General features: G+C 65.9%; 18 protein-coding genes. 12 read left to right on the forward strand and 6 right to left on the reverse strand.

Annotation, left to right across the window (positions count from 1 at the left end):
* The first annotated feature begins 195 nt into the window (after window positions 1-195).
* From KYC_RS06985 to KYC_RS07010, 6 genes are all read left to right on the forward strand, one after another.
* Complete coding sequence (locus KYC_RS06985) at window positions 196-1,242, forward strand: TRAP transporter substrate-binding protein (RefSeq protein ID WP_008160333.1); 1,047 nt, start codon at window positions 196-198, stop codon at window positions 1,240-1,242.
* 91 nt (window positions 1,243-1,333) lie between these two features.
* Entirely contained in the window at window positions 1,334-1,954 is a 621-nt protein-coding gene (locus tag KYC_RS06990) for a TRAP transporter small permease subunit (protein WP_008160335.1), read from the forward strand.
* Window positions 1,951-3,234, forward strand: coding sequence for a TRAP transporter large permease (locus tag KYC_RS06995; protein ID WP_008160338.1), 1,284 nt, complete (start codon window positions 1,951-1,953; stop codon window positions 3,232-3,234). Before KYC_RS06990 ends, KYC_RS06995 begins: the two co-directional genes overlap by 4 nt.
* A 72-nt stretch (window positions 3,235-3,306) precedes the next feature.
* Window positions 3,307-3,990 (forward strand): DUF2848 domain-containing protein, encoded by a 684-nt coding sequence (locus KYC_RS07000; RefSeq protein ID WP_008160340.1) that lies wholly within the window; start codon window positions 3,307-3,309, stop codon window positions 3,988-3,990.
* 91 nt (window positions 3,991-4,081) lie between these two features.
* Window positions 4,082-5,431, forward strand: coding sequence for an amidase (locus KYC_RS07005; protein WP_008160342.1), 1,350 nt, complete (start codon window positions 4,082-4,084; stop codon window positions 5,429-5,431).
* 34 nt (window positions 5,432-5,465) lie between these two features.
* Window positions 5,466-6,272 (forward strand): putative hydro-lyase, encoded by an 807-nt coding sequence (locus tag KYC_RS07010; RefSeq protein ID WP_008160344.1) that lies wholly within the window; start codon window positions 5,466-5,468, stop codon window positions 6,270-6,272.
* Window positions 6,273-6,341: 69 nt separating this feature from the next.
* Here KYC_RS07010 and KYC_RS07015 read toward each other — a convergent pair whose 3' ends face one another.
* The 5 genes from KYC_RS07015 to KYC_RS07035 all read right to left on the reverse strand — a co-directional run bounded on the left by KYC_RS07015 (window position 6,342) and on the right by KYC_RS07035 (window position 11,929).
* Window positions 6,342-7,667 (reverse strand): alpha/beta hydrolase, encoded by a 1,326-nt coding sequence (locus tag KYC_RS07015; protein ID WP_008160346.1) that lies wholly within the window; start codon window positions 7,665-7,667, stop codon window positions 6,342-6,344.
* 184 nt (window positions 7,668-7,851) lie between these two features.
* Window positions 7,852-8,922 (reverse strand): porin, encoded by a 1,071-nt coding sequence (locus tag KYC_RS07020; protein WP_008160348.1) that lies wholly within the window; start codon window positions 8,920-8,922, stop codon window positions 7,852-7,854.
* Between the two features lie 230 nt (window positions 8,923-9,152).
* Window positions 9,153-10,454 carry a TRAP transporter large permease gene (locus KYC_RS07025; protein ID WP_008160351.1) on the reverse strand — a complete coding sequence of 434 codons (1,302 nt, stop codon included), beginning with the start codon at window positions 10,452-10,454 and terminating at the stop codon, window positions 9,153-9,155.
* Window positions 10,447-10,947, reverse strand: a complete 501-nt coding sequence (locus tag KYC_RS07030; protein ID WP_008160352.1) for a TRAP transporter small permease — start codon at window positions 10,945-10,947, stop codon at window positions 10,447-10,449. The genes KYC_RS07025 and KYC_RS07030 overlap by 8 nt, the downstream gene beginning before the upstream one ends.
* A 7-nt stretch (window positions 10,948-10,954) precedes the next feature.
* Window positions 10,955-11,929, reverse strand: coding sequence for a TRAP transporter substrate-binding protein (locus tag KYC_RS07035; protein ID WP_008160354.1), 975 nt, complete (start codon window positions 11,927-11,929; stop codon window positions 10,955-10,957).
* Between the two features lie 281 nt (window positions 11,930-12,210).
* Here KYC_RS07035 and nudC point away from each other — a divergent pair, with 281 nt between their 5' ends.
* The 3 genes from nudC to KYC_RS07050 all read left to right on the forward strand — a co-directional run bounded on the left by nudC (window position 12,211) and on the right by KYC_RS07050 (window position 17,336).
* On the forward strand, window positions 12,211-12,981 hold the full coding sequence (gene nudC / locus KYC_RS07040; protein ID WP_043517778.1) for an NAD(+) diphosphatase: 771 nt from the start codon (window positions 12,211-12,213) through the stop codon (window positions 12,979-12,981).
* 136 nt (window positions 12,982-13,117) lie between these two features.
* Complete coding sequence (locus tag KYC_RS07045; RefSeq protein WP_043517780.1) at window positions 13,118-13,627, forward strand: winged helix DNA-binding protein; 510 nt, start codon at window positions 13,118-13,120, stop codon at window positions 13,625-13,627.
* An 85-nt stretch (window positions 13,628-13,712) separates the two neighbouring features.
* Complete coding sequence (locus KYC_RS07050; protein ID WP_008160360.1) at window positions 13,713-17,336, forward strand: hydantoinase B/oxoprolinase family protein; 3,624 nt, start codon at window positions 13,713-13,715, stop codon at window positions 17,334-17,336.
* A 28-nt stretch (window positions 17,337-17,364) separates the two neighbouring features.
* On the opposite strand, the gene KYC_RS07055 is transcribed toward KYC_RS07050, so the two are convergent.
* On the reverse strand, window positions 17,365-18,399 hold the full coding sequence (locus KYC_RS07055; RefSeq protein WP_008160361.1) for a C45 family autoproteolytic acyltransferase/hydrolase: 1,035 nt from the start codon (window positions 18,397-18,399) through the stop codon (window positions 17,365-17,367).
* A 167-nt stretch (window positions 18,400-18,566) separates the two neighbouring features.
* Here KYC_RS07055 and glnH point away from each other — a divergent pair, with 167 nt between their 5' ends.
* The 3 genes from glnH (at window position 18,567) to glnQ (ending at window position 20,823) form a co-directional block, all read left to right on the forward strand.
* Entirely contained in the window at window positions 18,567-19,319 is a 753-nt protein-coding gene (gene glnH, locus KYC_RS07060) for a glutamine ABC transporter substrate-binding protein GlnH (protein ID WP_008160363.1), read from the forward strand.
* A gap of 122 nt (window positions 19,320-19,441) precedes the next feature.
* Entirely contained in the window at window positions 19,442-20,098 is a 657-nt protein-coding gene (gene glnP / locus KYC_RS07065) for a glutamine ABC transporter permease GlnP (RefSeq protein ID WP_008160365.1), read from the forward strand.
* The gene (gene glnQ, locus KYC_RS07070; protein WP_043517782.1) at window positions 20,095-20,823 is read left to right on the forward strand and encodes a glutamine ABC transporter ATP-binding protein GlnQ; all 729 of its coding nucleotides are present in this window, start codon (window positions 20,095-20,097) and stop codon (window positions 20,821-20,823) included. Before glnP ends, glnQ begins: the two co-directional genes overlap by 4 nt.
* Window positions 20,824-20,834: the final 11 nt, after the last annotated feature.

Here is a 20,834-nt window from a genome sequence, read left to right on the forward strand (position 1 = left end):
GGAAAACCATGAACAGGCATCAATTGCTGGTCAGGCCGTGTGCGGTGCAGCGCAATGCGCACCGTCGCGCCCGTGCCGCCCGCGCTTTCCGCGTTTCCGCATTGCGTTCCTGATCCACCGATTCGTAACGGCGCGCGATCAGGATAACGGGATCCCGCGCGCGACAGACCATCCCGCCAGCCAGGAGTTTTGTCCATGAAGAAGTCTCTTGCTTTCGCCGCCGCCGCCGCCGCCCTGTTGGCCGGCGCCGTCCAGGCCCAGGACCTGCCCAAGACCCAGTTGAAGGTCGTCGGCGGCCTGTCGAACCTGACCGCCTATAACGACTACGAGAAGCCGTTCTGGACCAAGACCATCCCCGAACTGTCCAAGGGCCAGGTCACGGCGGATATCAAGGGCTTCAACGAAATGGGCCTGAAGGGTCCCGAGCTGATGCGTCTGATGTCGCAGGGCGTGGTGGAATTCGGCACCGCCACGCTGTCGTATTTCGCCAGCGACAATCCGATCAACGAAGCGATCGACCTGGCCGGCCTGGCGCCCGACGTCAAGACTGCGCGCGCCGTGACCGACGCGTTCGAGCCCGTCTACGCCAAGCTCTACGGCGAAGGCAACAACGTCAAGCTGCTTGGCATCTCGACCTACCCGGCGCAGGTGCTGTTCTGCAACGCCGAGATCAAGAGCCTGGCCGACGTCAAGGGCAAGAAGGTCCGCACCAGCAGCCGCACCACGGCCGAGTTCGTCGAGGCGCTGGGCGGCTCGAGCGTGACGATGGCTTTCGGCGAAGTGGTTCCCGCGCTGCAGAACAAAGTGGTCGATTGCGCCATCACCGGTTCGCTGTCCGGCTATTCGGCCAAGTGGTATGAGGTGTCCACGCACCTGGTCGCGCTGCCGATCAACTGGAACCAGCAGATCCATGCCGTCAACCAGAAGGCCTGGGACAAGCTGGACCCCAAGGTGCGCACGTTCCTGCAGACCAACATCAAGACGCTGGTCGACAACATCTGGGACGCGGCAGCCCGCCAGACCCAGGAAGGCTATGACTGCAACACCGGCGCCGCCGCGTGCCCGTTCCCGGTCAAGGGCAAGATGGTCCTGGTCCAGCCTTCCGAAGCCGACCAGGCCCTGCTGAAGAAGGTCGCGCAAGAGGCCGTGCTGCCGAAGTGGGCCGCCCGCTGCTCGGCGCAGTGCGTCAAGGACTGGAACGCCACTGTCGGCAAGACGCTGAACCTGACCGCCAGCAAGTAAGCGCCAGGATGCGCCGGCCCGCAGGCCGGCGCATGCACCGGCCAGCCATACCGGCCTGCGTCGCCAGGCCGCGCCACCAGAGGTTCCATTCATGACTCAAACCGAACACTTCCGCCTGCTCGGCGGCCTGTTGCGGCGCGCGGAGAGCTTTTCCCGCGCGGCCGTCTGGGCCGGCGGCGCCCTGACGGTGGCCAGCGTGCTGCTGATCTCCTTTGACGTCCTGGCCCGCAAATTCCTCGGTTTCACGACGGGCGGCGCGGACGAACTGTCCAGCTACGCCTTCGCAATCAGCACGTCCTGGGCGCTGGCGTTCGCCACGCTGCAGCGGGCCAACGTCCGCGTTGACGTGCTTTACCAATATCTTCCGGTGCGCCTGTCGGCCGTGCTGGATTGGATCTCCATGGTGGCGATGGCCGTCTTCATGGTGTTCCTGACGTACTACGCCTACGACGTGGTGCAGACGTCCTGGATGCAGAAGTCCACCGCCAACACGCCGCTGGCGACCCCGCTGTGGATTCCGCAGGGGCTGTGGATGCTGGGCCTGGTCTGGATGTGCGTCACCGTCGCGCTGATGCTGGCGCGCGCATCCGCCGCCCTGGTCACGGGCGATATCGAACTGGTCAAAGAAATCTGCGGCGTGCGCTCGGCGAAGGAAGAAGCCGACGAAGAAGCCGCCGCAGGCGAGCGCATGGTGAAGGGAGAATCCGCATGATTTCCACCGCGTTGACACTATTGCTGGTGCTGATCGGCCTGTCGATTCCCGTGGGCGCCGCGCTGGGCGTCCTGGGCCTGATCCTGGATCCGCTGTTTTCGATGCTGCCGCTGTCGCGCGCCATCGGCGAGATTTCCTGGAGTTCCAACAACGAGTTCCTGCTGGTCGCCATTCCGCTGTTCATCATGCTGGGAGAGGTGCTGTTGCGTGCCGGTTTCGCCGAGCGCATGTACGGGGCGATGAGCCTGTGGCTGTCGTGGCTGCCGGGCGGCCTGATGCACGCCAACATCGGGGCGTCGACGCTGTTTTCGGCGACCTCGGGTTCCAGCGTAGCCACCGCGGCCACGGTCGGCACCGTCGCCATTCCGCAGATCCGCAAGTACGGCTACAACGAACCGCTGTTCCTGGGCAGCCTGGCTGCGGGCGGGACGCTGGGCATCCTGATTCCGCCCTCGATCAACCTGGTTATCTATGGCGTGCTGACGAATTCGTCGGTGCCCAAGCTGTACCTGGCCGGCATCATCCCGGGCTTCGCGATGGCGGCGCTGTTCATGCTGACCGTAGTTTTCGCCTGCGTGGCCAAGCCTTCATGGGGCGGCAAGAAAATCACCGCGACCTGGGGCCAGCGCTTCGCCAGCCTGGTGCACCTGGCGCCGCCTTTGGGCATCTTCTTCCTGGTGGTGGGCTCGATCTATGCGGGTCTTGCGACGCCGACCGAAGCCGCCGCCCTGGGCGTGCTGGGCGCCTTCATCCTGGCGGCGTGGTTCCGCAGGCTGACCTGGTCCATGCTGCGCGAAGTGCTGGAAGGCACGATGCGTTCCACCGCGATGATCATGCTGATCGTCATTGCGGCGAGCTTCCTGAACTTCGTCATGTCCGCCACCGGCCTGACCGACGCGCTGACCAAGTCCATCACCGGACTGGGGCTGTCCCCCGGCTGGATGCTGCTGATCGTGGTGGTCTTCTACCTGGTCCTGGGCTGCTTCATGGAAACGCTGTCCATGATGATCACGACGATCCCCATCGTCGCGCCCATCATGATCGCGCTGGGCTACGACCCGATCTGGCTCGGCATCGTGATCATCATCCTTGTTGAGGCCGCTCTGATCACGCCGCCGGTTGGCCTGAACCTGTTCGTGGTGCAGAGCCTGCGCAAGAGCGGTTCCATGAGCGCGGTGATCATCGGCAGCCTGCCGTTTGTCGCGGCCATGTTCACGATGCTGGCGCTGCTGGCGTTCTGGCCCGACATCGCGCTGTGGCTGCCGCGCGTCTTCGGCTGATTCCGTTTGTTGTTTGATCCCGGCGCGGCGCCAGGCCGCGCCGCTTCCCACCCAATTTTTCGCAGGACTGATATGAAAGCCGTATTCAAGATCAACGACGCCAATCCCCGCCAGGTGGAAGTCGACTTCAACTCCGTGATCGTGGCGGGCTGGGCCGGCCGCGACATGGCCGCCATCGAGCACCACATCGAGGAACTGGCCGCCATCGGCGTGCCGCGCCCGACCAGCGTGCCGCTGTACTACCGCATCGCCGAGAACCAGCTCACGCAGTCCGCGAACGTACAGGCGCTGGGCCTGGAATCGTCGGGCGAAGTCGAGACCTTCGTGTTCGCCGTGGACGGCGAGATGTACGTCAGCATTGCCTCGGACCACACCGACCGCAAGCTGGAGACGGTCAGCGTGGCCATGTCCAAGCAGGTTTGCGTCAAGCCGGTGGCGACCGAAGCCTGGCGCCTGGCCGACGTGGCCGCGCACTGGGACGAGCTGGTCATCCGTTCCTACATCGTCGAAAACGGCGAAAAGGTGCTGTACCAGGAAGGTCCGCTGTCCACGCTGCGCACCCCTCAGGACCTGATCGCCGGCTACACCGGCGGCGCCGCCGTGCTGCCGCAAGGCGCGGGCATGACCTGCGGCACCGTGGGCGCCATCGGCGGCATTCGCGCAGCCGCGGACTTCACCATGGAACTGTTCGATCCGCGCCTGCAGCGCACGCTGCGCCACAGCTATCATGTCGAATCGCTGCCCGTGGTGGCCTGATACCGGCCGCGCACGGCATTGATCACCAGGCGCTTGCCGTTCGGTTGCGCCTGTCCGCACTTTTACGCCGCCAGGCGGCATTAGGACAATGATGGTTTCGACCCTGAATGATCTGACCTTGGCCCTGAGCGAGGGCCGCAGCACCTCCGTCGAATTGACCGAAGCCGCGCTGGCGCGCGCCCAGGACGCGGCGGGCGAGGGCGCCCGCGTGTTCACCAAGCTGTATGCGGAATCCGCGCTGGCGCAGGCGCGCGCGTCCGACACCTTGCGCGCGGCCGGCATCGTCCGTTCCGCCGTTGAAGGCTTGCCCATCAGCATCAAAGACCTGTTCGACATCGAAGGCGAGACGACGATGGCCGGCTCGGTGGCGCGCGAGGGCGAGCCCGTGGCCGACGAGAACGCCGAGGTCGTGCAGCGCCTGATCGCGGCGGGCGCCGTCATCATCGGTCGCACCAACATGACCGAATTCGCCTATTCGGGCCTGGGCATCAATCCGCATTACGGCACGCCTCTGAATCCCTATGACCGCGCCACGGGCCGCATCCCCGGGGGTTCGTCGTCGGGCGCCGCGGTGTCGGTGGCGGACGGCATGGCCGTGGCCGGCATCGGTTCGGACACCGGCGGCTCTGTGCGTATTCCCGCCGCCCTGTGCGGCCTTACCGGCTTCAAGCCCAGCGCCTGGCGCGTGTCCATGAAGGGCGTGCTGCCGCTGTCGGCCAACCTGGATTCCATCGGCCCCATCGCGGCCAGCGTGCGCTGCTGCGCCGAGCTGGACGCCATCCTGTCGGGCGATGGCGGTCCGGTGCCCCAGCCGCTGCCCGTGCGCGGCTTGCGCCTGGCCATCCCGACCAAGCTGGCGCTGGACGCCATGGACAAGCACGTGTCCGACACCTTCGCGGCGGCCGTGCAGCGCTTGCAGGACGCGGGCGCACTGGTCGACCGCATCGAGATTCCGGAATTCGCCGAGCTGGCCGCCATCAACAGCAAGGGCGGCTTCACAGCCGCCGAGGCCTGGGCCTGGCACCGCGACCTCATCGCGCGCGCCGGCAAGCGCTACGATCCGCGCGTGGTGTCGCGCATCATGCGCGGCCAGGACATGACGGCGGCGGATTACCTGGACCTGCTGGACGCGCGCGAAGCGTGGGTCGCGGCGGTGGACCACCGCATCGCGGGCTACGACGCCCTGATCATGCCCACCACGCCCATCGTGGCGCCGGCGGTGGCGGACCTGCAGGCTTCCGATGACGCCTATTACGCCGCCAACGGCCTGATCCTGCGCAATCCCACCCTGATCAATTTCCTGGACGGCTGCGCGCTGTCGCTGCCTTGCCATGCGCCGGGCAGCGCGCCGGTCGGCCTGATGATTGCGGGCAGCAATGGCGCTGACCGCCGGATCCTGGGCATCGGCCTGGCGGTGGAAGACCTGTACGCCGGTCGCTGATCGTCCTTCAAGCAACTGCAACAAGAGAGTTCCCATGGCTGACGCCGATCAAGTTCGTAATAGCGTCGCGCTGGCCCGCAAGGCCCGCCTGGACGCGCGCAGCGGGCGCCTGACCGGGCCCACCGCGAATCTGGCGCCCGGGCACGTGCAGGCCAACCTGGCGATCCTGCCGCGCGCGCTGGCGGCGGATTTCCTGCATTTCTGCCAGCGCAATCCCAAGCCTTGCCCCTTGCTGGCCATGTCCGAGCCGGGCGATCCGTCGCTGCCGGAACTGGGTGCGGATATCGACATCCGTACCGACATTCCGCGCTATCGCGTCTGGAAAAACGGCGAGCTGGTCGCCGAGCCCACCGACGTGCGCGACATCTGGCGCGACGACCTGGTGTCGTTCCTGATCGGATGTTCGTTTTCGTTTGAAGAGGCGATGCTGGACAACGGCCTGCCGGTGCGTCACATCGAGCAGGGCAGCAACGTGCCGATGTACCGGACCAACATCCCCACGCAGCCTGCGGGCGTGTTCGGCGGTCCGCTCGTGGTGTCCATGCGGCCGCTGAAGGCCGCGGACGCCATCCGCGCCATCCAGGTCACCTCGCGGTTCCCGTCGGTGCACGGTGCGCCGGTGCACATCGGGGACCCATCGCTCATCGGGATCTCGGACATCAATCGTCCCGACTATGGCGACCCGGTGGAGATCCGGCCGGGCGAGATGCCCGTTTTCTGGGCTTGCGGCGTCACGCCGCAATCCGTGGTGGCGGCCGTGCGGCCCGATTTCTGCATCACGCATGCGCCCGGCCACATGCTGGTTACCGACCTGATCAACAGCCGCATGGCCATGCTGTAGCCGCCATGGACGGGCCGCTGGGCCCGTCCTGAGCAACCCGGGCAGGCGTGCGTTTGCCCTTACTGCGATTCACGGCGTTGCCGGCATGGGCCTCAGCGCGCGCATCCGTTCCTCGATGCGCTGTTCGTAGTCAGGGGGAAAAGTCCAGAAGCGCATGCCCTGCGGCGTAAACGCTTCCTGCAATCCGCGTTCGGCCGGCGGCTTGTGCCACAGGAATTGCATCAGCACGTCGCTGCTGACCCAGGCGTTGGTGAACCAGAAACTGTGGGCGCGGCGGTGCAGGTCCGGGATGTTGCGGGGGTCCACGCGGATCATGTCGAAGTTCAGGCGCTGCGAGGCCGCATTGACGAACTCGATCTGCTCTTCGGTGAGATCGTCCGCGCTGGGCCGGCCGGCCCGAGATGCGCGCTGGTGCCTTGCGGCGAACCTCAGCGCGCGGTCGCCCAGGTTGGCGCCCAGGCTTACCCGTTCCGTCAGGTCGATGTACTGCCGCAGGTCCGTCACGAAACGATAGGTGTCTTCATCGGGCGCGGCGAAATAGATCTGCCCCAGGCGCAGCCGCGCGCGCAGCGCTTCGCGGGATTCGCCTTCTTGCGGGCGGGCCAGCGTGGCCAGCCCTTCGCTGGCGATCCGTGCGCCCGCGCTGAAGGCCAGGATATTGATGTGCTCGGCGTTTGTGTTGCGGGCAAGCATCTCGATGAGCCGCGCGAACGCCGGCACCGACGCCCGCGCCGAGCGCACGTCGGTCGCATAGGACAGCAGGCTGCCCGCCGACGGCCACAGGAACGCCAGCACGACGGCCTGGCGCCCCGTGAAATGATGGAACTGCGCAGCTTGCGCCGTGCCGCGCCAGACGGCGTTGTTGAAGCCGTGCACGTAGACGATCAGATCCCGGTGCTGGCTGACGTCGAGCGCCTTGTTGATGACCCCGAATAACGCCTGTGCTTCGGGCGAGTTCTCGGCGTCGCTTTGCGGGGGGAGGGCGACCAGCTCTTCCATGCGCTCCAGGCTCAGCACTGGCCGGCCGCGCTGGCTGGGCGACGTGGACAGCTGGCGCAACTGCTCCCAACTCAGCGTGCCGTCGCCGACCTGGACCTTCGCCACGCCCAGGCGCAGGGTGTCGCTGGGGAAGATGGAATAGAACGGCTGGCGCGATTCGATGATGACCGCGCGATTCGTGGCGTACAGCAGCGGAATGGAAGTGCTGTCGCCGTTGGCTTCATTGAGCTCGAAGGGATCGGGCTGGCCAGTCGTGAACTTGACCGGCGTGGGCATGAGCTGCACCGGCGACGAGCAGGCCGCCAGCAACGCTACGGCCGCCAACGCCAGTGATATCCCGGCCGCACGCAGCAGGCGGGCGGGGGACGTGAACGCGCGGACAGCGAAAAGGCTCATGCGGCAGGCCCGGTTCATGTTGGGAGATCGGCGCCGGGCTTGCGGGGTTGGCAAGGTCGGCAGCCACCGTCATTCCAGTAAAAACGGCGAACGCATGCGGGGGATTTTCGCTGGGGTTGGTGGGGGGGGCAAGGGGGGAAAGTTAGCTGGTGTCAGACACGCAAGGTGTCTGACACGCAGGCGCTTAGAAAATGTGCCTGAACCCCACCGCGGCTCCAACCTGATTGCTCTTGCCCGTGATTTCACCGCTGGCGGCGTCGCTGACCTTGTTCCAGTCCACGGTGCCGTACAGCTGCGAGCGCTTGGACAGCGCGTATTCGGCCACGGCGACCAGCGCGTAGCGCTTGCCCTTGTCGCCTTCCTCGACCACGTTCTCGCTGCGGTCGTAGTAGGCGGCGCCCGTGATGGCCCAGCGCGGCGTGGCCTGCCAGGTCACGCCGGTGAAGTACCCGTTGTCCTTGCGGTCCAGGCTGGCGGTGGTGGTGCCGCCCATGACGCCGTTGACCCAGCCGGTTTCGTCGCGGCCATTGAAATAGCCCGCGAACACCTTGACGGAGTCGAACTGGTAAGAGGCGTTCAGGTTCCAGACGCGCTGGCGCAGGTCGGAGTCGGTGCCGGCATAGGTCTGCTGCCAGGCGGCGCCCAGGCCCAATTGGCCGATGGTGTAGCGCAGGCTGGCGCCGTACTGCTGGCCGGCCTTGTGGTCGTCCCAGTCTTCGCCGTTGGCCCAGGACGCCGCCACGGCCAGGTTGCCGAAGGTGTTGGCGTACTTGGTCATGTTGTTGGTGCGCACGCGCGACATGGCGGCGGGCAGCCAGGCGTTCTGGTCGTAGTTGCCGACGGTCAGCGGGTCGAAGTAGTCCGCCAGCAGGTCGAACATCGGGGTGTTCTGCAGGCCCAGCGTCAGGGTGCCGATGCCGCCGCCGTCCAGGCCCACGTAGGCCAGGCGGCTGAAGGCCTTGGTCGTGTCGGAGCCCCTGCCGTTCTGCAGATTGACGCCGTTTTCCAGGCGGAAGAAGGCGCGGTTGCCGCCGCCCAGGTCTTCGGAGCCGCGCAGGCCCCAGCGGCTGTTGGAGATGGCACCGTTTTCCATGGACACGCGGCTGCCGTCTTCGCCTACGCTACCCGCGCTGGTGCTGAGGTAGCGGATGCTGACGTCGGCGATGCCGTACAGGGTGACACTGGTTTCGGCGCTGGCGGCGCCGGCGGCCATGCCAAGGCTGGCCGCGGCCAGCGTTAAGGGGATGTATTTCACTCAGGACTCCTTCCCAGCGCACTGGGTCACGAGAAAATTTCGCTACGCGGCGCCGGAGCGGGGCCGCCACATGAGTCTAGAAAACTCCGGGAAGTTCGGAAATCGGATGAGTTCGAACTTCTCAGTGAATCAGGGGTGTCGAACGCTCAAGAAGCGATTGCGCAGCGTGGAAAAAAAATAAGCCCCGTCCCAGAGGACGGGGCTCTGCGCCGGTCAGGCGATTTAACGGCCTATAGCGTCATGTGCTGCGGCAGCCAGGTGGCGATGCCGGGCAGGGCATACAGCAGCAGCACGGCCAGGGTCATCAGGAAGAACATGGGCAGCGACGCGCGCGCGATGTAGGGCAGCTCCCGTCCGCTCATACCAGACAGAACGAAGAGGTTGAAGCCCACGGGCGGCGTGATCTGGGCCATTTCCACCACGAACACGACGAAAATGCCGAACCAGATCAGGTCGATCCCGGCGGCCTGGACCGTCGGCAGCAACACGCCCATGGTCAGCACCACGATGGAGATGCCGTCCAGGAAGCAGCCGAGCACGATGAAGAACACCATCAGCGCCATGATCAGGCCGAACTGGGACAGGCCCAGGCTGCCGATCCATTCCGCCAGCGCACGCGGCAGGCCGATGTAGCCCATGGCCAGCGTCAGGAACTGCGCGCCCGCCAGGATCAGCGCGATCATGCAATACAGCCGGGTGGCGCCCAGCAGCGATTGCATGAAGGTGGAGCGGTTCAGTGAGCCCTGCAGCGCCGACAGGAACAGCGCGCCCACCACACCGACGGCCGCCGCTTCGGTGGCGGTGGCGATGCCGGCGTAGATCGACCCCAGCACCGCGCCGATCAGCAGCAGCACGGGGATCAGGTGCCGCGAGCGCGACAGCTTTTCCATGAACGTCAGGCCGGGGTCGGCAGCCGGCACCTCGCCGGGATTGCGAATGGCCCACCAGGCGATGTAGCCCATGAACAGCAGCGCCAGCAGGATGCCAGGCAAGATGCCCGCGATGAACAGCTTGGCGATGGATACGTCCGCCGCCACGCCATACACGATCATGATGATCGACGGGGGGATCAGCAGCCCCAGGGTGCCGGCGCCCGACAGCGTGCCCAGGATCTTCTCCTCGGGGTAGCCGCGGCGCGTCAGCTCCGGGATGGTCATCTTGCCGACCGTGGCGCACGTGGCCGCCGATGAACCCGACACGGCCGCGAAAATCGCGCAGCCGATCACGTTCGTGTGCAGCAGCCGGCCGGGCAGCCGGTTGAGCCAAGGCGCAAGCCCCTTGAACAGGTCTTCGGACAGGCGGGTGCGGAACAGGATTTCTCCCATCCACAGGAAGAGCGGCAGGGCGGTCAGCGTCCAGCTGGAAGAAGCGCCCCAGATCGTGACGGCCATGGCGTCGCCGGCGGGGCGGCTGGAGAAGATCTCCATGCCGATCCACGCCGTGCCCGCCAGTGTCAGTCCGACCCAGACCCCGCAGCCAAGCAGGACGAAGATCGAAACGACCAATAGGGTGATGACGAGAAGTTCATTCATGGGTTTGCTGCGAAGTGGCGGCGGCCAGGCCGCGCGAACGGCGGACCAGTTCGTCGACAAGCGCGACGAAGAACAGGATCGTGCCCACGGCCATGGTCGTCTGGGGAATCCAGAGCGGCGTGGCGTCGTTGGACGTCGAGATGTCGTTGAACAGCCAGGAGTCGTAGGTCAGCTTGACGCTGAAGAAGGCAAAGGCGGCGGCCAGCAGGCAGCCGACGGCCAGGGCGAAGATGTCCAGCCGGCGGCTGCCTGCGGGAGCCAGCGAATTCAGCAGCAGCGTCACGCGGATGTGCTCGCCGTGCTTGAACGTGCTGGCCAGCGCCAGGAAGCCAGCTGCGGCCATGAAGTACCCGGCATAGGCGTCCGTGCCGGGAATGTTGAAACTGAGCTGGCGGGCGATGATCGCCGCCAGCACCGAGACCAGCACGCCTATCGTGCACAGGCCGGCCAGGAGGCCGGCCGCGCCGTACAGGCTATCTAGAAAACGGCGCATGGCGATATCACTGCTTCTTGTAGGCGTCGATCATGGCCTGGCCGTCCGCGCCGGCCTTCTTGAGCCAGTCGTCCAGCATGCGCTTGCCGATCACGCTCAGGCCTTCCTTGAGCTCAACCGTGGGCGCGATGGTTTCCATGCCGTTCTTGGCCAGTTCGGCCTGATACCACTTGTTCTTTTCCTGCGACAGCTTCCAGCCGCGTTCTTCGGCCTGCGCGCCGGCCTTCTTCAGGGCTTCCTGCGTGGCCGGATCCAGGGCGTCGAAAGCCTTCTTGTTGACGATGATCGCGTTCTTGGGCAGCCAGGCCTGCGTGTCGTAGAACTTCTTGATGTACTCGTAGGTCTTGGTGTCGTAGCCGGTAGACGCGGAAGACATGTAGGAGTCGATCACGCCGGTGGCCAGCGCCTGGGCCAGTTCGGCCTGCTGCACGGTCACGGGCTGGGCGCCGACCAGTTCGGCGATCTTGGCCGTCACCGGGCTGTAGGCGCGCCACTTCAGGCCCTTCATGTCGCTGATCTGCTTGATGTCCTTGTTGGCGAAGATGCCCTGGGGCGGCCACGCCACCGCGTACAGCAGCGTCATGCCTTGCGAGGCCAGCTTCTTTTCCAGGAATGGCTTTTGCGCCTGGTACAGCTTGAACGACGCATCGTAGCCGGTGGCCAGGAAGGGCAGGCCGTCCAGTTCGTAGACCGGGTCTTCGTTGGCAAAGTTGGTCAGCAGGATCTCGCCGATCTGCGCCTGGTTGCCTTGCACCGCGCGCTTGATTTCCGGCGCCTTGTACAGCGAGGCATTGTTGTGCAGCGTGATCTTCAGCTTGCCTTGCGACAGCGAGTCGACGTCCTTGATGAAGGTCGTCAGGTTCTCGACGTGGAAGTTGCTCGCCGGGTAGGCGCTGGGGAGGTCCCACTTGGTCTGGGCCTGTGCGCCCGCGCTGAATGCCAGGAGGATGCTGCCGGTCAGCAGCGAGATTTTCTTGTACATGATGGTCCTTCTTTGCGAATGATGAAGACGGGTCTGGCCCGATAGGCATTGCGGAAAAAAGAATGCGCGGCGCGGCGTCGCGCCGCCGTAGCGCCGTGCCATTCTATGTTGCTGTGCGGTAACAAAGCGCGGGAAATCGCGCCTTTACGGGTAATTCCTAAGGGGGCGCCGTTGCGCGTTGGTTCAAGGTTCAATGTTTCGGCCCGATGCCGTCCGCAGCGATCCGGCAGCGGCTTTTTCTTCTAAGATTGCGCAATTGCATACGTGGTGCCGAGGGCAGTGTGAATTTCGTTTTTCGCCGTGATGAATTGCTGGTCGAAGAATCGTCCAGCGTGTTGCCGGATACGGCGTTGTGTGAACGTATCGGCCTGCAGGCCGCAGCGCTGCAGCCGGTCTGGATGCAGGCGGGCTCCCCGTACCGCACCGCATGCGTCGATCCCGCCCTCGAAGCGCCGCACGGCTACGCGTTCAAGAAGCTGCGCTCGCTGTTTGGCGTGTTCGACGACGAAGGCATGGCGCTGGCCGGCCGCGCCTACCAGATTGCGGAATGGGCGCGCACGCACCGGTTCTGCGGCGCCTGCGGCACGCCCGCCGAACGCGTCAGCCACGAGTTCTGCCTGCGCTGCCCGTCCTGCGGCTTTTCGGCCTATCCGCGCATTTCGCCGGCCATGATGGTGCTGATCCGCAAGGGGGACAGCATCCTGCTGGCGCGCCACGCCAACTCGCCGACTGCCCGCTATACGGCGCTGGCCGGCTTCGTCGAGCCCGGCGAGTCCATCGAGCAGACCGTGCACCGCGAAATCTTCGAAGAGGTGGGGCTGAAGGTCGGCAACCTCCAGTACTTCGGCAGCCAGTCGTGGCCGTTTCCGCATTCGCTGATGGTCGCGTTCACGGCCGACTACGTGTCGGGCGACATCCGCGTCCAGGAAGACGAAATCGCCGACGCGCGCTGGTTCGGCCCGGGCGATCCCATGCCGGACATTGCCGCGCGCATTTCCATCGCCGGCTGGCTGATCCGCGCGAATCTTCCCATGGGCTGGTCGGCGCCCTGAGTCCGCCAGCACGCCTTTCCTGCTAGGGGTATTCCCTTGAAACGGGCAAATTGCCGCGGCCGGTCGCTATTTTTTATTGATGAAATATAGATAAATTATTAGTATTTCACTCAAATAAACTTGGTTTCCGCCTCTTATGACATCCGCATTGATTGCGTCGTCGGCCCATCTGGCCGGCGGCAGCGCGCCCGATCTCTCCGAGGTGGAGTTCGGCCTGATGATCGCCAGCCACGCCTTCGACCGCTGGACGGTCCGGTGCATGGCGGCGGCGGGCCTGCCCGACCTGACGCCCACCGATGTCATGGTGTTCCACCACGTCTACCACCGGCAGCGGCCCAAGAAGCTCGCCGACATCTGCTTCACCCTGAACGTGGAAGACACCCACATCGTCAGCTACGCGCTCAAGAAGCTTGAGCGGCTGGGCGTGGTGCGCGGCGAACGCAGCAGCAAGGAAGTCTTCTACAGCGTCACGCCCGAAGGGGCGGCGATCCTCAGGCGCTACGGCGAAATCCGCGAGCAATGCCTGACCTCGGGGCTGGACGCGCCGGGCGGGGGCGGGCTGGATTTCAGCCGCCAGCTGGCCCACACGCTGCGCGCGCTGTCGGGCCTGTACGACCAGGCGGCGCGGGCCGCGACCTCTCTCTGAACCCAACACGCGGGGCTTGCCCCGATATCAGCAACCCGACCGTGGCCGAACGCGCCCCGGCGGCCTCTTGTTTTCGAGGATACCTATGAAGTGGCAATTCTGGATTGACCGTGGGGGCACCTTTACCGACATCGTGGCGCGCCGCCCCGATGGCAGCACCACCACGGCGAAGATGCTGTCCGAGAACCCCGAGCAATACCGCGATGCGGCGGTTGCCGGCATCCGCAAGCTGCTGGGCATCGCGCCCGGCCAGCCCGTGCCCGCCGATCAGGTCGAGTGCGTGAAGATGGGCACCACGGTGGCCACCAACGCCTTGCTCGAACGCAAGGGTGAACGCACGCTGCTGGTCACGACCCGCGGCTTTCGCGATGCCCTGCGCATCGCCTACCAGAACCGTCCAAGGCTGTTCGACCGCAACGTGCTGCTGCCCGAGATGCTCTACGAATCCGTCGTCGAGGCGGACGAGCGCGTGGCCGCTGATGGCGAGATCATCCGCGCGCTGGACGAAGCCGCCCTGCGCAAGGACATGCAGGCAGCCTACGACGCCGGCATTCGCGCCGTCGCGATTGTGTTCATGCACGCCTGGCACGCCACGGCGCACGAACAGCTGGCCGGCCGGATTGCCGCTGAAATCGGCTTCACCCAAGTTTCGGTGTCGCACGAAGTCAGCCCGCTGATCAAGTTCGTGTCGCGCGGCGACACGACCGTGGTGGACGCGTACCTGTCGCCCATCCTGAAGCGCTATGTGGACCAGGTGGCCGGCGAACTGCCGGGCATCCGCCTGATGTTCATGCAATCGAGCGGCGGCCTGACCGACGCGCACCGCTTCCGCGGCAAGGACGCCATTTTGTCCGGGCCGGCCGGCGGCATCGTCGGCATGGTGCGCACCAGTGAAATCGCGGGCTTTCCTCGGGTCATCGGCTTCGACATGGGCGGCACGTCCACGGACGTGTCGCACTACGCGGGCGAATTCGAGCGCGAATTCGAAACCCAGGTGGCCGGCGTGCGCATGCGCGCGCCCATGATGAGCATCCATACCGTTGCGGCGGGCGGCGGCTCCATCCTGCATTTCGACGGCGCGCGGCTGCGCGTCGGGCCGGATTCCGCAGGCGCCAATCCCGGACCGGCGTGCTATCGCCGGGGCGGGCCGCTTGCTGTCACCGACTGCAACGTGCTGCTCGGCAAGATCCAGCCGGACTTCTTTCCCAAGGTGTTCGGCCCCGAGGCCAACGAGGCGCTGGACCGCGAGGCCGTGGTCGAACGCTTTGCGGCCATGGCCGACGAGGTGCGCGCCGCCACCGGCCGCGAGATGTCGCCCGAGCAACTGGCCGAGGGCTTCCTCGAGATCGCCGTGGGCAACATGGCCGAAGCCATCAAGCGCATTTCGGTGCAGCGCGGCCATGACGTGACCGAATACGCGCTGACCGTGTTCGGCGGCGCGGGCGGCCAGCATGCGTGCCTGGTGGCCGATGCGCTGGGCATGACGACCGTGTTCGCCCATCCGCTGGGCGGCGTGCTGTCGGCCTATGGCATGGGCCTGGCGGATCAGACCGACATGCGCCAGAAGACGGTCGAAAAGGTGCTGGACGCCGCGCTGATGGGCGAGCTGAAGGACGAGCTCGACGTCCTGGCCGGCCAGGCGGTGGGCGAACTGCGCCGCCAGCACGTCGCCGAGGCCGACATCAGCGTGCAGCGCCGCCTGCACCTGAAGTACCGCGGCACCGACACCGCGCTGGAAGTGGCCTACACCGACCTGGAGCAGGCGCGCCGCGATTTCGAGGCCGCCTACCGCCAGCGCTATTCCTTCCTGATGCCCAACCGCGAACTTGTGGTCGAGACCATTTCGGTCGAGGCCACGGGCGGCGGCGAGCGCGTCGGCGAGGCATCGACGTCGCGCACCCGCGAAGGGGCGCTGGCCGCGCGCCGCGTGGTCAGCATGTACAGCGCCGGCGCGTGGCGCGACACGCCCTTGTATGTGCGTGAAGACATGGCCGGCGGCGATGTGGTGGCGGGTCCCGCCATCATTTCCGAACCCAACCAGACCACGGTGGTGGAACCCGGCTGGCAGGCCGAACTGACGGCGCAGGACCACTTCGTGATCCGCCGCGTCGAAGCCCGCCCCGAACGCCGCAAGGTCGGCACGCAGGCTGATCCGGTCATGCTGGAGGTCTTCAACAACCTCTTCATGTCCATCGCCGAACAGATGGGCTACCGCCTGCAGAACACGGCGTACTCGGTCAACATCAAGGAACGCCTGGACTTCTCCTGCGCGATCTTCGACGCCCAGGCCCGCCTGATCGCCAATGCGCCGCACATGCCGGTGCACCTGGGCTCCATGGGCGAATCGGTCCGCACGGTCATGAACGCCAACGCCGGCAAGATGATGCCGGGCGACGCCTACGTGGTGAACGATCCCTATCATGGCGGGACGCACCTGCCCGACGTCACGGTCATCACGCCCGTGTTCGACAAGGCGGGGCGCGAGATCCTGTTCTACGTGGGTTCGCGGGGCCACCATGCCGACATCGGCGGCACCACACCGGGCTCGATGCCGCCGGATTCCAAGACGGTGGAAGACGAGGGCGTGCTGTTCACCAACTTCCAGCTGGTCAAGAACGGCGAGTTCCGCGAGCAGGCCGCGCGCGACATCCTGGGCTCGGGCCGCTGGCCGGCGCGCAATCCGGACCAGAACATCGCCGACATGCACGCGCAGATCGCCGCGAATGAAAAGGGCGTGCAGGAGCTCTTGCGCATGTGCGACCACTTTGGCCTGGACGTCGTGCGCGCCTACATGGGGCACGTGCAGGACAACGCCGAAGAGGCGGTGCGCCGCGTGATCTCGGTGCTCAAGGACGGCAGCTACGAGTATCCGCTGGATAACGGCGCGGTCATCCGGGTGGCCGTGCGCGTCGACACCGCCGCGCGCAGCGCCGTGGTGGACTTCACCGGCACGTCGGCGCAGTTGGATAACAACTTCAACGCGCCGGGCGCGATCGCCGTGGCGGCGGTGCTGTACGTGTTCCGCACGATGGTCAATGACGACATCCCGCTGAACGACGGCTGCCTGGTGCCGCTGTCCATCATCGTGCCGGAAGGCTCGATGCTGCGTCCGAACCCGCCGGCCTCGGTGGTGGCGGGCAACGTGGAAACCTCCATGTGCATCGTCAACGCGCTGTACGGCGCGCTGGGCGTCCTGGCGGCCAGCCAGGGCACGATGAACAACTTCACGTTCGGCAATGCGCGCCACCAGTACTACGAGACCATCTCGGGCGGCACGGGGGCGGGTCCAGTGCGTATCGACGCGGCGGGTCCGGGCGACGAAGGGTTCGCCGGCACGTCGGTGGTGCAGGCGCACATGACCAACTCGCGCCTCACCGATCCGGAAGTGCTGGAGTTCCGTTTCCCGGTCAGGCTGGAGTCGTACGAGATCCGCAAGGGCTCGGGCGGCGCGGGCAGGTATCCGGGCGGCGACGGCGGCGTGCGCCGCATCCGCTTCCTGGAAGACATGACCGCGGCCATCCTGTCGAACAACCGCCGCTTTGCGCCGTTCGGCCTGGCCGGCGGGCAGCCGGGCGCAATGGGCCGCAACACGGTCGAGCGCGCAGACGGCAGCATCCAGGAACTGGGTCCGCAGGACAGCGCCCAGTTGCATCCGGGCGACGTGTTCGTGGTGGAGACGCCGGGAGGCGGCGGCTACGGCACGGCCTGATCGGCGCAGGCGTGGCGTCCGGTTCCGGTCAGCCGGGATCGGACATCACGTCCAGCGCGATGTCCGCGCGCGTCTTGCGGTCGTAGACGCGCAGCACCACCTCGCCATCGCGTATCTCGAAGATCGCGGTGGCGAGCGTGTTTTCATCGTCCGGATCGTCGCGCGCCGTGCGCAGGATGGGCAGGGCGCCTTCCGTGTCGAGCAGGGCGGCGAGCATGTCCGCGCTGCCCGAATCGGCGGACCATCCGTCCACCAGGCCTTCGATGCGGTTTTGCCGCGCGCGCGAGGAATCGGTGATGATCTGCGGCTGTCCGCGGGTCTCGACATGCACCATGTGGTTGGCGTGGCCGTAGCGCCTGCCGATTTCCAGGAAGGACACCGAACCCGGCGTGACCTCCGCGCTGACGATGCGCGGGTCCGTAGCCGCGGCCAGCGTGTGGTGGAAGCCCCCTGAGTGCGGCAGGCCCCGCAGCAGGTCCAGCGCTTCGTCCAGCGTCGCGCAGTCGAGGACCGCGCGCGCCAGCAGCATGCGCGGCACGCCCGGGTGCCGCTGGCGGGTGCGCAGGTTGTTGATGGTCTGGACCAGTCCGGCGCGGTTGGCCCCAAACGTGTGGCCCGGCAGCGATCCGGGGTAATAGAAGCTCAGGTAGCCCGGCGCGCCTTCCAGGGCGACGTCCACCAGGTGGCAGCGGCCATGCAGGTAGGGATCGCCGTCTTCGTTGTGGCCGATCCAGCGCGAGCCGTCGGCGGCCTTCAGGGCGACGGACGTGCAGCCGTCCGTGGTGCTGTGCAGCAGATCGCCGCGGCAATGCCATAGCAGCACGTCCTTGACCGGCATGCGCAGGCCCTCGGCCATTCCCTCGAGTTCTTCCCAGACCTGGGGCAGGGCCGCCTGCGCCTGCTGCGCCAGCTCGTCCACATACGGATGGCCGCGCCATGGCCGCAGGGCTTCCCAGGCGCCGCTCTGGTCCAGGTAGGCGGCCATGATCGGCCGGGCCAGCTTGCCCAGCGCCACGCCAACCTGGCGACGGTTTCCTGCGATGCGTACGTATTTGTAGGCCATGGCAAACCTCCGGGTGTCTCGCGGATTGTAAATTTTCCGGGGGCCGCCGGGTGACGGCTCATGCGTTAAGATCGTCGATAAGTTGCGCCGGCGGTCCCGGCGCGGCCCAGGAATCATGCCCTTACAACAACCCAGGGGTGCCTGGCGCTCCCCAAGAGGAGAGTTTCATGATCAAACGTAAAGTTGCCGCCGCCTTGGTCGGCCTGTCCGTGGCCATGTTCGGCGCCGCCTCGGCCGCCCAGGCCCAGGGCAGGGAATTGGTGGTGGCCACCGATACCGCTTTCGTGCCGTTCGAGTTCAAGCAGGGTAATACCTATACGGGATTCGACGTGGATCTTTGGGCGGCCATCGCCAAGGAACTCAAACTCAAGTACAAGCTGCAGCCGATGGACTTCGCGGGCATCATCCCGGGCCTGCAGACCAAGAACATCGACGTCGCGCTGGCGGGCATCACGATTCGCGATGACCGCAAGAAGGTCATCGACTTTTCCGATCCCTACTACGAAAGCGGCCTGGCGATCCTGGTGAGCGACAAGAACACCGACATCAAGGATGCCAAATCCCTGGCCGGCAAGACCGTCGCCGTCAAGACCGGCACCGCCACCGTGGATTTCCTGAGAGCCCAGGTGCCCGACGCCAAGCTCAAGCTGTTCCCCAATATCGACAACGCCTACCTGGAACTGGCGACCGGACGCGTCGACGCCGCCGTGCACGACACGCCCAACGTTCAGTACTACGCCAACACGGCGGGCAAGGGCCGCGTGAAGGTGGTCGGGTCCGTCAAGAGCGGCGACTTCTACGGCATCGCCTTCCCCAAGGGCAGCGATCTGGTTCCCCAGGTGAACAAGGCGCTCGCCGCGCTCAAGGCCAGCGGCGAGTACGACGCGATCTACACCAAGTGGTTCGGCAAGAAGCCCTGACCGGCTTCGCGGGCGGCACTATCCAGGGGTGCGCCAGTCAGGCGGCGGGTGGGGGATGGCTACCCTCCCGCCGGCGCGCCCGCCATGATGCGGCGCGCCAGCGCGCCTAAGGGGGGATGATCGTGGAGTTCGACTGGTCTGTAATCGAGGGGGCGCTACCCAATCTGCTTGAGGGTACGCTGATGACCATCAAGATCACATTCTGGGGCCTGGCGGGCGGTTTCCTGCTGGGGGCGCTTTCGGGCGTGACGCGGGCCTACGGGAACGCGATCCTGTCTGGCATCGCGCAGGTCTATGTCGCGGTCATCCGCGGCACGCCGATCGTGGTGCAGGTCATGTTCATCTACTTCGCCTTGCCATTGCTGGCGGATATCCGGGTGGATGCCGAATGGGCGGCCATCGCCACCCTCATCATCAACTCGGGCGCGTACATTTCGGAAATCGTGCGCGGTTCGCTGTTGTCGGTGCACAAGGGCTTGCGGGAGGCGGGGCAGGCCATGGGGCTGCCCTTCCACAAGATCCTGCTGCACATCATCGGGCCCGTCGCGTTCCGGCGCATGATTCCGCCGCTGGGCAACCAGTGCATCATCAGCCTGAAAGACTCTTCGCTCTTTATCGTCATCGGCGTGGCCGAACTGACGCGGCAAGGCCAGGAAATCATGGCCAGCAACTTCCGGGCGGTTGAGATCTGGTCGGCGGTCGCAATCATCTACCTGATCCTGACCGGCCTGATGGCCCTGACTCTGCACCTGGTGGAAAAGAGGATGCGCATCTTATGAGCATGGTCGAATTTCACAACGTCACTAAGCGCTTCGGCGAGTCCACGGTGCTCAACGGCATTTCGCTCAACATCGACGCGGGCGAGGTCGTAGTGGTGGTCGGTCCGTCGGGGTCCGGCAAATCCACGTTCCTGCGCTGCATCAACGTGCTGGAAACCATCAACGACGGCGACCTGCTCGTCGACGGCCTGAGCGTGAAGGGTGACCCTGCCCAGGTGCGCGAGATCCGGCGCGAGGCGGGCATGGTCTTTCAGCAGTTCAATCTGTTTCCCCAGATGACGGCGCTGGAAAACGTCATGTTCGGCCCGGTGCATACGCGCGGCCAGGGCCGCGCCGAAGCGCGCGAAGAGGCCAAGGCGCTGCTGGCCAAGGTTGGCCTGGCCGAACGCATGAACCACTATCCGGCTGAGCTCTCTGGCGGCCAGCAGCAGCGGGTGGCGATCGCCCGGGCGCTGGCGATTAAGCCCAAGCTCATGCTGTTCGATGAACCCACCTCCGCCCTGGATCCCGAACTGCGCCACGAAGTGCTCAAGGTGATGCGCGACCTGGCGGAAGAGGGCATGACGATGGTGGTCGTGACGCACGAAATGGAGTTCGCGCGCAGGGTCGGCAGCCGCCTGATTTTCATCGACGGCGGCAAGGTTGCGCACGACGGTCCGCCCGAGGACCTACTGAGCAATCCGCCCAGTCAGCGGCTCAAGGACTTCCTGCAGCACGTATCCTGAGGCGTAAAAAA

This window comes from Achromobacter arsenitoxydans SY8 (assembly GCF_000236785.1).
Taxonomy (GTDB): Bacteria; Pseudomonadota; Gammaproteobacteria; order Burkholderiales; family Burkholderiaceae_B; genus Achromobacter; species Achromobacter arsenitoxydans.